The organism is Streptomyces sp. AB3(2024) (assembly GCF_041862025.1).
GTDB lineage: Bacteria > Actinomycetota > Actinomycetes > Streptomycetales > Streptomycetaceae > Streptomyces.
On the sequence record NZ_JBGWAB010000084.1, the window covers coordinates 21,509 to 34,853 of the forward strand.

The 13,345-nt window shown below is 73.4% G+C and carries 11 protein-coding genes; 3 read left to right on the forward strand and 8 right to left on the reverse strand.

The genetic code is table 11. The features are described 5' to 3' along the window. Nucleotides 1–3 precede the first annotated feature (3 nt). The 8 genes from ACEPPI_RS27205 to ACEPPI_RS27240 form a co-directional block, all read right to left on the reverse strand. Entirely contained in the window at nucleotides 4–2,646 is a 2,643-nt protein-coding gene (locus ACEPPI_RS27205; protein ID WP_373917913.1) for a SpoIIE family protein phosphatase, read from the reverse strand. Between the two features lie 238 nt (nucleotides 2,647–2,884). Further along, nucleotides 2,885–3,313, reverse strand: coding sequence for an ATP-binding protein (locus tag ACEPPI_RS27210; protein ID WP_266844006.1), 429 nt, complete (start codon nucleotides 3,311–3,313; stop codon nucleotides 2,885–2,887). Nucleotides 3,314–3,477: 164 nt separating this feature from the next. Continuing rightward, nucleotides 3,478–3,888, reverse strand: a complete 411-nt coding sequence (locus ACEPPI_RS27215) for a (deoxy)nucleoside triphosphate pyrophosphohydrolase (protein ID WP_373917904.1) — start codon at nucleotides 3,886–3,888, stop codon at nucleotides 3,478–3,480. A 27-nt stretch (nucleotides 3,889–3,915) separates the two neighbouring features. After that, nucleotides 3,916–4,110: an SPOR domain-containing protein gene (locus tag ACEPPI_RS27220; RefSeq protein WP_266842006.1), complete on the reverse strand. Its 195-nt coding sequence runs from the start codon at nucleotides 4,108–4,110 to the stop codon at nucleotides 3,916–3,918. A 160-nt stretch (nucleotides 4,111–4,270) separates the two neighbouring features. Beyond that, nucleotides 4,271–5,956 (reverse strand): cytosine permease, encoded by a 1,686-nt coding sequence (locus tag ACEPPI_RS27225; RefSeq protein WP_373917905.1) that lies wholly within the window; start codon nucleotides 5,954–5,956, stop codon nucleotides 4,271–4,273. A 228-nt stretch (nucleotides 5,957–6,184) separates the two neighbouring features. Then, the gene (locus ACEPPI_RS27230; protein WP_373917906.1) at nucleotides 6,185–6,937 is read right to left on the reverse strand and encodes a GntR family transcriptional regulator; all 753 of its coding nucleotides are present in this window, start codon (nucleotides 6,935–6,937) and stop codon (nucleotides 6,185–6,187) included. A 137-nt stretch (nucleotides 6,938–7,074) separates the two neighbouring features. Continuing rightward, the gene (locus tag ACEPPI_RS27235; RefSeq protein WP_373917907.1) at nucleotides 7,075–8,184 is read right to left on the reverse strand and encodes a DUF4190 domain-containing protein; all 1,110 of its coding nucleotides are present in this window, start codon (nucleotides 8,182–8,184) and stop codon (nucleotides 7,075–7,077) included. A 160-nt stretch (nucleotides 8,185–8,344) separates the two neighbouring features. Beyond that, on the reverse strand, nucleotides 8,345–9,919 hold the full coding sequence (locus ACEPPI_RS27240; protein WP_373917908.1) for a S8 family serine peptidase: 1,575 nt from the start codon (nucleotides 9,917–9,919) through the stop codon (nucleotides 8,345–8,347). A gap of 243 nt (nucleotides 9,920–10,162) precedes the next feature. Between ACEPPI_RS27240 and ACEPPI_RS27245 the strand changes: the two genes are divergently transcribed. The 3 genes from ACEPPI_RS27245 (at nucleotide 10,163) to ACEPPI_RS27255 (ending at nucleotide 13,226) form a co-directional block, all read left to right on the forward strand. Further along, complete coding sequence (locus ACEPPI_RS27245) at nucleotides 10,163–11,275, forward strand: pyridoxal-phosphate dependent enzyme (protein ID WP_373917910.1); 1,113 nt, start codon at nucleotides 10,163–10,165, stop codon at nucleotides 11,273–11,275. Between the two features lie 152 nt (nucleotides 11,276–11,427). Continuing rightward, the gene (locus ACEPPI_RS27250; protein WP_373917911.1) at nucleotides 11,428–12,246 is read left to right on the forward strand and encodes an isocitrate lyase/phosphoenolpyruvate mutase family protein; all 819 of its coding nucleotides are present in this window, start codon (nucleotides 11,428–11,430) and stop codon (nucleotides 12,244–12,246) included. A 44-nt stretch (nucleotides 12,247–12,290) separates the two neighbouring features. After that, the gene (locus tag ACEPPI_RS27255; protein ID WP_373917912.1) at nucleotides 12,291–13,226 is read left to right on the forward strand and encodes an EamA family transporter; all 936 of its coding nucleotides are present in this window, start codon (nucleotides 12,291–12,293) and stop codon (nucleotides 13,224–13,226) included. The last annotated feature ends 119 nt before the right edge of the window (nucleotides 13,227–13,345 follow it).

A 13,345-nucleotide genomic window follows, 5' to 3' on the forward strand; every position in this document is an offset into this window, starting at 1 on the left:
GGGTCAGCCGTACATGCTCAGCAGCTGCTCCGCGGAGAGTTCGGTGACCGTCTCGCCCGGCGCTCCGGGCATGGGCAGGGGGAGTTCGAACCAGACCGTCTTGCCGCGGTGGGTGCGGCGGGTGCCCCAGCCGGCGGAGAGGAGGCCGACGAGCTGGAGACCGCGGCCGCCCTCGTCGGTGTCCCGGGCCCGGCGGCGGCGGGGCTGGGCCAGGTTCGCGTCCCACACCTCGCACACCAGGGTCCGGTCCAGCAGCAGGCGCAGGCGGATCTCGCCCTCCCCGTACCGCAGGGCGTTCGTCACCAGCTCGCTGACCAGCAGCTCCGTGGTGTCGAGTAGACCCTCCAGGCCCCAGGCCGGCAGCTTCGCGCGGGCCAGTTCCCGGGCCCGGCCCACCGAGCGGGCCTCGCGCGGCAGCTGCCAGTCGCCGACCGCGTCCACCGGCAGCCCCTGCACCCGCGCCATCAGCAGGGCGATGTCGTCCTCCCCGTGCCGGGTGTGCAGGGTGTTCAGGACGTGGTCGCAGATCTCCTCCAGCGGCCGGGCCGGATCCGCGACCGCGTCCCGCAGCCCTCGCAGCCCCTCCTCCAGGGGGTGGTCGCGGGACTCCACGAGCCCGTCCGTGTACAGGGCGAGCAGCGCCCCCTCGGGAAGTTCCACCTCGACCTCCTCGAAGGGTTCGCCGCCCACCCCGAGCGGCATCCCGGTCGGGATCTCCAGCAGCAGGCCGGGGCGCGGCGGCCCGCCCTCCTCGGCCGGTTCGACCAGCACGGGCGGCATGTGGCCCGCGTTGGCGATGGTGCAGCGCCGGGTCACCGGGTCGTAGACGGCGTACACGCAGGTGGCGAGGTAGACCTCGGAGCGGTCGGGGGGGGGGGGGGGGGGGGGGGGGGGGGGGGGGGGGGGGGGGGGGGGGGGGGGGGGGGGGGGGCGGGGGGGGGCCCGCCGGCCCCCCCCCCCCCCCGCCTGCTGGGAGCCGCCCCCCGCGGCACCCCCGTGGGCGCCGAGGCCGCGGGCCACCTCGTCGAGGGCGGTGAGGACCTCCGCCGGCTCCAGGTCCAGCAGCGCCAGGGTCCGTACGGCGGTGCGCAGTTCGCCCATGGCGACGGCGGCCCGCAGTCCGCGCCCCATCACGTCGCCGACGACCAGTGCCGTGCGGTGTCCGGGGAGCTCGATGACGTCGAACCAGTCGCCGCCGACCTCGGTGGCCGCGTTCCCCGGCAGGTAGCGGCAGGCGATGTCCAGTCCGGCCGCCTCCGGGTCCCCGGGGGGCAGCAGGCTGCGCTGCAGGATCAGGGCCCGCTCGTGCTCGCGCCGGTAGAGGCGGGCGTTGTCGATGCAGACGGCGGCGCGCGCGGCCAGTTCCACCGCGACGGCCCGGTCCCGTTCGCCGAAGGGCTCGCTGCCCTTCGTACGGGAGAACTGGGCGAGGCCCACCACCGTGTCGTGGGCGACCATCGGCACGATCAGCGTGGACTGCACGAGCCCGTCCGGCGCGCCCCCCTCGATCAGCCGGGGGCGCGCCGTGCGCAGGGCCAGCGCCCCGGGCGACGCCGCCGGATAGCGGTGGGTCTCCCCTACGGAGACCAGCGGGCCGGGCCCCGACAGCGGGGCGTCGGACACGGCGGAGGCGAAGGCCACCCGCCGCAGCGGCGCGGACGGGGCCCGGCCGGCCCCCTGGCCGGGCAGGGAGGGCACCCCGGGGCCCTGCGGGCGGGCGGGCCGGTCGTCGTCGCCGAGCAGGAGCCCTTCGTAGAGGTCGACGGCGGCCAGGTCGCAGAAGCCGGGGACGGTGACGTCGAGGAGTTCGCGGGCGGTGGTCTCCAGGTCGAGGGAGTTCCCGATCCGGTGCCCGGCCTCGTTGAGCAGGGCGAGGTTGCGCCGCACCCCGGCGGCCTCGCGGGCGGCGAGGTGGCGGCGGGTGACGTCGGTGCCCAGGCCGGCGATACCGATCGGACGGCCGGTGCCGCCGTGCACGCGGTAGAGGTTGATGGACCAGTGCCGGTGGTCCCGGCTGCCCGGGGCCGCGCCGGTGATCCGCAGGTCGGTCACGGACTCGCCGGTCTCCAGCACCCGGCGCAGGGCCTCGGCCATCCGGTCGGCCTCGTGCGGCGGCAGGTAGTCGTGCACGGTCCGGCCGCGGTGCTCCTCCGCGGCCCCGCCGAAGACGGTCGCGAAGCGGCGGTTGGCGCGCTGCACGGTCAGGTCCGTGCCGAAGAGCAGGAACCCGAAGGGAGATTGGCCGAATATGGCCTGCGAGGCGGCGAGGTCGGACTCGATGCGCCGCAGCGCGCGCACGTCGACGACGACGCACAGCGCTGCCCGTTCGGCGGTCTCGGTCTGGGTCGGCATCACATAGATCTCGGCCACGCCGTGCTCACCGTCGCCTCCCGGGATACGGAAGGGGACCAGGCCGGTCCACTCCTTGCCGTCGAGGATCTCCGCGACCTTGCGGTGTCCGCCGGCGCGCAGCTCCGGCGGCATGAAGGCGTCCACCGGATCGCGCCCCACCGCCTGGGCCGCAGTCAGCCCGAACAGCTCTTCCGCGCGCAGACTCCACTGATCGACGAGCCCGTCGGGCCCGATCGAGAAAGATGCGACCTTTATGTAGTCATATATCGAGCCAGGCGGGCTGCTGTGCCACAAGGAGTCGTGCCACGTCTCCCCGGGCACGCGGGCCTGATGTGCCTGCGCAGGTATCTCGCTCACGCGACCGTCCCCTCCAGCTCACCGCAACCGGACCGGCCATGACCGAAGTATTCAGCACCACGGCCCCGTACGGCACGGCGTTCACGATCACAAAAGGGTCCCGTTGTTTTCCGGCCACGCCCGGTGGGTCTTCACCGGACGTCCACCGGGAGACCCCCTGCCGCCCTTCACCTTGTTACTCACCAGGAAGAGCCAACTCGAACCACACGGTTTTGCCCGACTTCCCGTGACGGGTCCCCCAGCGCTGCGCCGAGACGGCGACCAGATGCAGTCCGCGCCCGCCCTCGTCGTCCGGCTGCGCGACCCGTTCGCGGGGCGGATCCGGAAGCGGATCGGAAACCTCCACCAACAGGGCGGGGCCTCCGGCCAGACCGGGGGTGGCGGGACCGCGCCGCACCAGACGGACCCCGATGGGACCGGAGGCGTAGCGCAGGGAGTTGGTCACCAGCTCGCTGACCAGCAGGACGGTCACGTCGCCCACGGAATCCAGTCCCCACGAGCGAAGGGTGCCGCGCACGGCGTGGCGGGCGGTGCGGACGGCACCGGGTTCGGCGGGAAAGGCCCACTCGGCGCATTCACCGTCTGTGTCGATCACGCCGATCACTTCCCGGGCCACCAGCGACCCCAGTCCGGTTCGTCGGGGACGAAAGGGGGACGAGATAGGGACTAATAGCGACATACCCCCTATTTGGGGCGCCGTACCACCCGATCCCGCCCGATCCACCCGGCACCGGCGCACTGTGGCGCAGACGGCCTACAGCGTGCGCTTCATGCGCCCCGGTGCGCCCCGGTGCGCAGCCGCCGGCCCGCTTCGGCGACGGCCGGGCGGTCCTGGTCGAGCCAGTCCACCGAGTCCAGCTCGTGCGGCCCGAGCCAGCGCAGTTCGTCGTGGTCCTCCAGCGGCTCGGGCTCCCCCGAGAGCAGCCGCGCAGTCCACACGTGCAGGACGAGCCCCGGCTTCAGCGGCCACTCCCCCGGGATCCGCTCCACCGCCTCGGTCTCGACGCCGAGCTCCTCACGGAGTTCGCGCACCAGCGCCTCGGGCACGGACTCGCCGGGCTCGGTCTTCCCGCCCGGGAGCTCCCACCGGCCCGCGACCTCGGGGGGCGCACTGCGCCGGGCGGCCAGCAGGCGCCCGTCATGACAAAGGGCTCCGCCCACAACCACGCGTACGGTCATGAGCGGAGCCTATGCCAGCGCCGACTGTCAGTTCATCGTGGCAGTCTGGCTGCCCTGTTCGATCCGCTCGACCCAGTAGAGCTGCTTGTGTCCCCGGTCGTCGAGGCTGTCGACGACCTTCTGGGCCTCGGCCCGGGTGGGGTACCGGCCCACCCGGTAGCGGTTGCCGTTGTCGTCCTGACGTATGACCAGCCATGGGAGCAGGGCACCGCTGTCGTTCATCGCGCTTCACCCTCCGCCGATGTACATGCCCAGGAAACCGCATTGCGCATATGCCGGAGCTTACGCCCGACCTTTACTCAGCGGATACGGTTTTTCACAAAGAGGTACCTAGGGGGCGTACGCATCCGGCCAGGCGTACGAGCGGGCCGTGCGCGCCGGTTCAGACCGGGCGTACGGACGGTGTCGGCAGGGCCACCGGACCGGCCCCCGGCCCCTTGCGGCAGACGTCCCCGCAGGTCGCGTCGAGGGAACAGCACAGCGAACAGACCGGCCCCGACCATGCGGGGCAGTCGGCGATGTCCGGGAGCTCGTACGCCGTCTCGCACACGGCGCAGGTGTGCGTGGCGGTGACGTCCGCGACCTCCGCGTCCGGGCCGTTGACGGTGTTCGGCCTGGCCAGGTAGTACTTCCCGCCCGTCGCCCAGGCGATCAACGGGCACAGGAGCAGGGCGAGTCCGGCGGCGATGAAGGTGGAGAAGGCCTCGGCGTAGATGCCGAAGAGGCCGGAGAAGGCGAGGATCGAGACGGTGGAGGCGATCACCATCGCGCCGAAACCCGCCGGGTTGACGGCGTACAGGTAGGCCCTCTTGAACTCGATGTAGGGCGGGCTGAGTCCGAGCCGCTTGTTGATCACGAGGTCGGCGGCCACGGCGGCGATCCAGGCGATGCCCACGTTGGAGTAGAAGCCGAGGAGCCTGCCGAGCATCGCGAACATGTCCAGCTCCATCAGCGTGAGCGCGATGGCGAGGTTGAGGAAGATGTACCAGACCCGGCCGGGGTGGCGGTGGGTCACGCGGGAGAAGAAGTTGGACCAGGACAGGGATCCGCTGTAGGCGTTGGTCACGTTGATCTTGACCTGGGACACGATCACGAAGAGGGCTGCGGCGGGCAGCGCGAGACCGCCGAGCCACGGGCGCAGCGCATCGACCTGCGGGGCGATCGGCTCCAGGGCGTGGGTCTTGCCGACGGCCTCCAGGGCCGCGAACGCCAGGAAGGCTCCACCGAGCTGCTTGGCGGCCCCGATGACCACCCACCCGGGGCCGGCCGCGAGGATCGCGAGCCGGCGGCGGCGGCGGTTGGCGGGGGTCTCGGCCGGCATGAACCTCAGGTAGTCGGCCTGTTCGCCGATCTGGGCGATGAGGGACAGGGCGATGCCCGTCCCGAAGCCGAAGCCGATCCAGGAGAAGCCGGAGCCCGCCCCGCCGGTGCCGCCGAAGCGGGTGAAGGCGCCCCAGGCACCGGGCGCCTCGAAGGCCAGGACCAGGAAGGGCAGTGCGAGCCCGATCAGCCAGACGGGCTGGGTCCAGGCCTGCACCTTGGCGAGGGCACCCATGCCGCGGAAGACGACGGGGATCACGATCAGCGTGGTGAGGAGGTACCCGAGCTGGACCGGCAGCCCGAAGGCCTGGTGCATGGCCTGGGCCATGATCGAGCCTTCGAGCGCGAAGAAAATGAAGGTGAAGGAGGCGTAGATCAGGGAGGTCAGCGTCGACCCGAAGTACCCGAATCCGGCACCGCGGGTCACCAGGTCCATGTCCAGCCCGTACGTGGCGCACGCGCGGGCGATGGGGATGCCGGTCAGGAAGATCACCACGGCGGCAGCCAGGATCGCGGCGGCGCCGCTGGTGAAACCGTAGGCGAAGACGATGGAGGCGCCGATGGCGAAGTCGGCGAGGTAGGCGATCCCACCCAGCGCGGTCCCGGCGACGGCACCGGGGCTCCAGCGGCGGAACGCGTGCGGGGCGTATCTCAGCGAGTAGTCCTCGCGGCTCTCGTCGGCGGCGAGCTTGGCGTAGCCGCGGCGCGGTTCCTTCGGGGGCGTGGACGTGAGGGCGGTGTCGGTCATACCGCGGGAAGGTAGGCCCGCTGCATGACGCCCCGTCACACCCGGGCGTTGCCCGCGCGTTACGCGGCCCCGCCCGGCGTCACCACGGCGTTAACGCCGGAAGATCCGGCCCCGCCGACGTTCGAGGCGCGGGGGTCCGGGGGCGGAGCCCCGAAGGAATCCGGGCGGAGCCCGGTCCGGGCCGCGCGGCCCGGTGGAACCCGGACAACGGCCCGGCCGGGGCGGGGATCAGCGGACGGGCAGGTGGTACGAGAGGCGGTAGCGGTCCGCCGGGACGACCACGTCCGCCGTCTCCACCGCCCGCCCCGAAGCGAAGTACGTCCGGCTCACGACCAGGACCACGTGCCCCGGGACGCCGCCCAGCGACATGCTCTCCTCGGCCAGGCCGGGCCGGGCACCGACCTCCTCGACCACGTTGTCCACGACCACGTCGATCGCCGCCATCCGGTCCACCACCCCGGAGCCCCCGAGCGGCCCCTCCTCGGGCAGCATCACCGGGGTGCGGCCCGTCACGGCCAGCGGCTCCCAGGAGGTGGACAGCATCATCGCCTCGCCCGCGTCGCGGAAGACGTACCGGGTGCGCATGACGCGGTCGCCCGGTTCGATGCCCAGCCGCTTCGCGATCTCCGCCGGTGCGCCGGTCTGCTCGCTGCTGGACTCCCACGTGCCGCGCGCGCCCGCCTCGGCCTGCTCCTGCCGGAACGGGGTCGAGGCGCCGCCCGTGCGGTAGCCGGATCGGGCGACCCGCCGCGGGACCGGCTGCTCGCGCACGTACGTGCCGGACCCGGAGCGGCCTTCGACCAGCCCCTCCGCCATGAGGACCTTGCGGGCCTCCAGCGCGACCGTGTCGGAGACCCCGTACTCCTCGCGGATCCTGGCCTGCGAGGGGAGGCGGGCGTGCGGGGGCAGGGACCCATCGACGATCTTTCGCCGCAGATCCCCGGCGACGCGCAGATAGGCCGGCTGCTCACCGAAAGTCACGGGCCACTCCCATCAGGTTGACAGACAGCTACACCCTGGCAACCCACCGTTGAGGTGCGCAAGCACGGGCCAGAGTTTCACTCGAAGTGATGAAGCCTGGTCACTCAAACCCGTTACCGCGCGTTACCCACGAGGTCTCAGGCCGATTCCGACCAGGACCCGCTCCCCGAGCCCTCGTCCGAGTCTCGCGGGAACTCCTCAAGCCACTCCGGAACCCGGGTCGACAGTCCGTACGTACCCCGCAGCGCCTTCTCCGTGTCGATCGTCGTGGCCCCCAGCGCCGCGTCCCACGCCCGCTGGAACTCCTCCGTCTTCCCCGCCCGCGCGGCGCGCTGCCACTGCACGCGCGCCGCCTCGACCTCCTTCAGCAGGGCGCGCGCCGCCGGACCCACGCCCGGCCGGGACTCGACCCCCCGCAGCAGCCCGGCCTCCGCGCCCAGCGCCCCGTCGACCTCGCGCGCCCACGACCGGTACTCCGCCAGCGCCACGCCGAGCTCGCGCCGGGGATTGTCGCCCAGCACCCGGTCGGACTCGTTCAGCACCCTCAGCAGGGCCACCTGATCGACCGTGAGCATCCCGGAGTCCTTGCGCAGACTGCCCCGGTGATCCCGGCCCGAGGTGCCGATCACGCACACGAGCCGGTGGTCGCCGTCGCGCCAGGTCTCGCTCGTGGGGGCGAAGTAGAACATCTCCGCATAGGGGGGCAGCGCCCACGTGTCCATCGCGTACGCGTCCTGCGCCGTCCAGCACGCCTGCGCCGCCTCCTCCTCGATCCGCGTCGTGCCGGGGGAGCCCGTGAGCGCGAGGGGGGCCGTGGAGGTCACCTCGGCGTCGTGCACCCGCTCGCAGCCGATGCGGTGGATGAGGGGGTCCTCGTCGAAGAGGTCGCCGCCGGGGACGTTGAAGCAGTCGCCCGCGCGCAGTTCGTCGATGGCCGTCAGCTCGCCCTCGACGCGCGCCGGCTCCCACGCCGGGCCCAGCCGCCCGAGGACCGTCCCCCCGTAACGGCCCGCGCCGAGGACGAGTACCGCCGTCATCGCCACGGAGACCACCAGGCCCACGACGGCCAGCGCCCTGCCGCGCTCCCCCTTGCGCGCGATCTGCACCAGCGCCACGACCCCGAAGACGATGCCCAGCGGCGGCAGGCACAGCAGCCCGACCAGCAGGGAGGCGAGGGCGAACCCGTTGAGGGCCGGCCGGAACGGGCCCTGGCCCACGGGGGGCTGGTGCGGGGGCGGGGTGCTCACGGGGTGGGGTGCTCCGTCACGGGGGATGCGGGGAGGGGGCGAACGAACGCGCGAAATAGTACGCAGCGGGGGCGACCGAGTGATCGGTCGCCCCCGCCGTCATCGCGCGGTCCAGCGCGTTGTCGCGCCCCTCACCGCCCGGTCGCCCGGACGGGCCGGCTCAGAACTGCAGGGCCCAGGAGTCGATCTTCCCGGTGTCCGCACCGGCGAGGTCGGCGACCCGCAGCTTCCAGACCCCGTTGGCCACCTCGGAGGAGGCGTTCACCGTGAAGGTCTGGACGATGTCGTCCGCGCTGCCGCCGGTGCGGTTGCGCAGGTTGTAGACGGTGCCGTCGGGGGCGACGAGGTCGACCTTGAGGTCACCGACGTACGTGTGCTTGATGTCGACGGGCACGCTCAGCGTCGCAGGGGCGTTGCCGGAGATCCCGCTGACGGTGATCGGCGACTCGACGGTGGAGTTGTCGTTGATCGCGTAGTCGGCGGTGTTCTCGAAGCGGGTGCCCGGGTTCGGCGGGGTGGTGCCGGCGCCCACGTTCAGCAGGCGGTTCGGGGAGCCCGTGCCGGGGCCGGTCACCACGTTCGGGGTGGCCGCCGCGACGAGGCCGTCGCGGACCTGCGCCGGGGTGCTGGCCGGGTTCTGGGAGAGGTAGAGGGCGGCGGCGCCGACGACGTGCGGGGTGGCCATCGAGGTGCCCGAGATGGTGTTCGTGGCGGTGTCGCCGGTGCCCCACGAGGAGGTGATGGAGGAGCCGGGGGCGAAGAGGTCCAGGATGCTGCCGTAGTTGGAGTAACTGGCCTTCGCGTCCGTGTTGGTGGTGGCGCCGACGGTGATGGCCTCGGCGACTCGCGCCGGGGACTTGGTGGAGGCGTCGGTGGACTCGTTGCCCGCGGCGACGCCGTAGGTGATGCCGGAGGCGATCGAGTTGCGCACGGCGGTGTCGAGCGCGGAGTCCGCCCCGCCGCCGAGCGACATGTTGGCCACGGCGGGCTTGACCGCGTTGCGGGTCACCCAGTCGATGCCGGCGACGACCTGGGCGGTGGTGCCCGAGCCGTTGTTGTCGAGGACGCGGACGCCGACGATCTTCGCCTTCTTCGCCACGCCGTACGTGGTCCCCGCGACGGTGCCGGCCACGTGGGTGCCGTGGCCGTGGCCGTCCTGGGCGGTGTTGTCGTTGTCGATGGCGTCGTAGCCGTAGGAGGCGCGCCCGCCGAGGTCCTGGTGGGTGATCCGGACACCGGTGTCGATGATGTACGCCGTCACCCCCTCGCCGGCCTTGTCCGGGTAGGTGTAGCTCTGGTCGAGGGGGAGCGCGCGCTGGTCGATGCGGTCCAGTCCCCAGGACGGCGGGCTCGGCTGGGTGGCGTCGACGGTGAAGACGCGGTTCTGCACGACCGACTTGACGGCCGGGTCGGCGGCGAGCTTCCTGGCCTGCGCCTCGGAGACCTCGACGGAGTAGCCGTTGAGGGCGGCGCTGTAGGTCCGGTCGATCCTCGCCCCGTACCGCTTGGCGACGGCCTTGCCGCTGTCGGCGGTGGAGCGGGCCGCGGAGTCGTCCAGGGTCACGATGTAGCTGCCGGGGACGGACCCGGCGGCCCCCGCGTTCTCGATGACGCCCTGCGCGCCGCGGTCGGCCGCCGAAGCGGGTAACGCGGCGGCGGCGCCGAGCGCGAGGGCCACGACGGCGATCGCGCTGACGCCGGCGGTCTTCCGGCGGGTGTGACGCATCACGGACATGTGAGGGTCCTCCTCATAGGCGGTGCGCTGCGGGGGGCTGTGCGGGGGTCTGTGCGGGGGGTCGAGCGGGAATCCGTGGGGCCCGTCCGAGACGCTTTTAGGCATGCTCATGACAATGCATTGAGCCCAACGGGCCGTCGCCTCCGAAAGGTTGACCCACCTGTGCGCCATCCCACAAGAGGACAACGGACGCGTAACATCCGTGCCATATACCGGCCATGAACGAGCAAAGGTGGTCCGCACGTGACGCACGCACTCCCTGGTTACCTTTGCCCCGAGGACGGCACGCGCGCGGACGTGCGGACCGCGCCGTGGTGCTGCCCCCTGTGCGGTGGCCCCTGGGACCTCGACTTCACGCCCGATCCGGCCGCCCCCCTGGAACCGGCGGCCGGGCCCCCCTCCCTGTGGCGGTACGCGCCCGCACTGCCGCTGCCGGGGGCGTTCGCCGTCTCCCTCGCGGAGGGACACACTCCCCTGGTCCCGCTCGCGGAGCGGATTCACGCCAAACTCGACTACCTGATGCCGACGTTGTCCTTCAAGGACCGGGGCGCGGTGATGCTCGCCGAACTGGCCCGGCGGCTGGGTCCCGAGCGGGTGATCGCGGACAGCAGCGGCAACGCGGGGACGTCGGTGGCGGCGTACTGCGCGCGGGCCGGGCTGGGTTGTGAAGTTTTCGTGCCCGAGGGCACTTCGGCGAAGAAGACGGAACAGATGCGGGCGCACGGGGCGTCCGTACGGATCGTCCCCGGCGGGCGCGAGGCCACCGCGGAGGCCGCCCGCGCCGCGGCGGACGCGCCGGGGGTCTTCTACGCGAGCCACGTCTTCAACCCCTACTTCCTGCACGGCACGAAGACGTACGCGTACGAGATCTGGGAGGCGCTCGGCGGCCGGCTCCCCGACGCCCTCGTCGTCCCCGTCGGCAACGGCACGCTGCTGCTGGGCGCGGCGCTGGCCGTGGAGGAACTGGCCCGGCGCGGGGTGCGGGCGCCCGCGCTGATCGCGGTGCAGGCGCAGGCGGTGTCCCCGCTGGCGGCCGCCTTCGCGGCGGGCGCGCAGGACGCGGAACCGGTGCCCCAGCTCCCCACCCTGGCGGAGGGCATCGCGATCCCGGCGCCGCCGCGGGCCCGGCAGATCCTGGCGGCGGTCCGCAAGTCCGGCGGGACCTTCCTGACGGTCCCGGACGACCGGCTCCGCGCGGCCCAGCGGGACCTGGCCCGGCGCGGCCTCTTCGTCGAACCGACGGCGGCGGCCTGCTGGGCCGCGGTCGGCCCCGACGCCCCGGGCGACCCGCTCCAGGGCCGCACGGCGGTCCTCCCCCTGTGCGGCGCGGGAGCGAAGACGGGCCTGGCCGCCTGACCCCGTCCCGACCCCGGCCGGCCATCCCTGGCCCCGGCCCCGGCCCCGGTCAGGGTCAGGGTCGGTGCGACACGGTCGGCGGGTCAGGCCGGGCCTCCGTGGACGACGGAAATCCGCCAGCCCCCGCCCGTCCGGTCTGCTGGACTGGGGTCATGACCACGACAGCCGACCTCGCCGCACGGGCCACCGCCTTCGCCCGCCTGCACACCCCCGCCGCCCCCCTCGCCCTCGCCAACGTCTGGGACGTCGCCGGCGCCCGCATCGCCCTCGCCGCCGGCGCGCCCGCCGTGGCCACCACCAGCGCCGGCGTCGCCTGGTCCCTCGGGGCACCCGACGGCGACGCCCTCGCCCGGGACCGGGCCCTGGACCTGATCGCCCGCGTCGCCGCCGCCGTCCCCGTCCCCGTCACCGCCGACATCGAGGGCGGCTTCGGCGCGGACGCCGCCGCCGTCGGGGAGACCGTCACCGGGGTGCTGGCCGCCGGAGCGGTCGGCGTGAACATCGAGGACGGCGACCGCGCCCCCGCCGAGCACGCCGAGCGCCTGGCCGCCGCGCGCGCCGCCGCCGACGCCGCCGGGGTCCCGCTGTACGTCAACGCCCGCGTGGACACCTACCTGCGCGGGCTCGGCGCGCCGGAGGGCCGCCTGGAGGAGACCCTGGCGCGGGCAGCCGCCTACCTCGCCGCCGGCGCCTCCGGCATCTTCGTCCCCGGCGTCCACGACCCCGCCGTCCTCGCCGAACTGGCCAAGGGCATCGACGCCCCGCTCAACGTGCTCGCCGGTCCCGCCACCCCGCCGGTCGCCGAGCTCGGCGCTCTCGGCGTGGCCCGGGTCAGCCTCGGATCCTGGGTGGCCGAGGCCGCGTACGCCGTCGTCCGGCGCGCCACCGAGGAGCTGCTCGCCGGCGGCACCTACGGCTCCCTCGCCCACGCGCTCCCGTACGGCGAGGTGAACGCCCTGCTCAAGGGGTGAGATGCCGGGAAGCGTGCAGACGGCAACGACCGTAGGATCCGGCCATGAGCACCCCGACCCCGCTGGTGGGCGAGTCCGCGACCGCCCCGCACCGCCGGATCAACGGCGCGGTGTGGACCGCCCTGGGCCTGGTGTACGTCGTCTGGGGCTCGACGTACCTCGGCATCCGGATCGTCGTGCAGACCATGCCGCCGTTCCTGTCCGCCGGGGTGCGCTTCCTCACCGCCGCACTGGTGCTGGCCGTCGTGGTCGCCTGCCGGTACGGGCCGGGCGCGCTGCGGGCGACCCGCGCACAGATCGGCTCGGCGTTCCTGGTGGGCCTGCTGCTGGTGCTGGGCGGCAACGGCCTGGTCGTACTGGCCGAGACCTCGCTGCCGTCGGGGCTGGCCGCCCTGCTGGTGGCGGCGGTGCCGATGTGGTTGGTGGTGCTGCGGGCCTCCACCGGGGACCGGCCGCCGGCGCGGACCCTGGCCGGGGTGCTGGTGGGGTTCGCGGGGCTGGTGGTGCTGACCAGCCCGGGGCTGAGCGGTGAGGTCCGGCTCTCGGGGGTACTGCTGGTGCTGGCGGCCTCCCTCCTGTGGTCGCTCGGCTCGTTCTCGGGGGCCAGGCTCCCGGCGCCGGGCAACCCCTTCACCGGCAGCGTCTACCAGATGCTCGCGGGCGGCACGGGCGGGCTCCTGGTGGGGCTGCTGCGCGGGGAGCAGCACGGCCTCGACCCGGGCACCTTCTCCACCGCCTCCTGGCTGGCGCTGGGCTACCTCGCGCTGGTCGGGTCGGTCGTCGGTTTCACCGCGTACACGTGGCTGCTGCGGTCGGCGCCCCTCTCGCTGGTGTCCACGTACGCCTACGTCAATCCGGTCGTCGCGGTCGCGCTCGGTGCGCTGATCCTCGACGAGGCCCTGACCTGGCCGATCGTGCTCGGCGGGGCGATCGTGGTGGCGGGGGTCGTCGTGATCGTGAGCACGGAGCGCAAGAATTGACGCTCTCTCCCGTGAACGGGGGAGATTCCCACCGTGCCGCCGCTGTTTCCAGCACGTGCGTAGTGGTTCCTGCTTCATCACCCACTGCCCGGCGTGCCGGGTCTTATACGGGCTCCACA

Coding starts and splice junctions, on each gene's coding strand:
- ACEPPI_RS27215 (WP_373917904.1), bottom strand. CDS start 3,888: ATGACCGTACGCGTGGTTGTGGGCGGAGCCCTTTGTCATGACGGGCGC.
- ACEPPI_RS27225 (WP_373917905.1), bottom strand. CDS start 5,956: ATGACCGACACCGCCCTCACGTCCACGCCCCCGAAGGAACCGCGCCGC.
- ACEPPI_RS27255 (WP_373917912.1), top strand. CDS start 12,291: ATGAGCACCCCGACCCCGCTGGTGGGCGAGTCCGCGACCGCCCCGCAC.
- ACEPPI_RS27250 (WP_373917911.1), top strand. CDS start 11,428: ATGACCACGACAGCCGACCTCGCCGCACGGGCCACCGCCTTCGCCCGC.
- ACEPPI_RS27220 (WP_266842006.1), bottom strand. CDS start 4,110: ATGAACGACAGCGGTGCCCTGCTCCCATGGCTGGTCATACGTCAGGAC.
- ACEPPI_RS27240 (WP_373917908.1), bottom strand. CDS start 9,919: ATGTCCGTGATGCGTCACACCCGCCGGAAGACCGCCGGCGTCAGCGCG.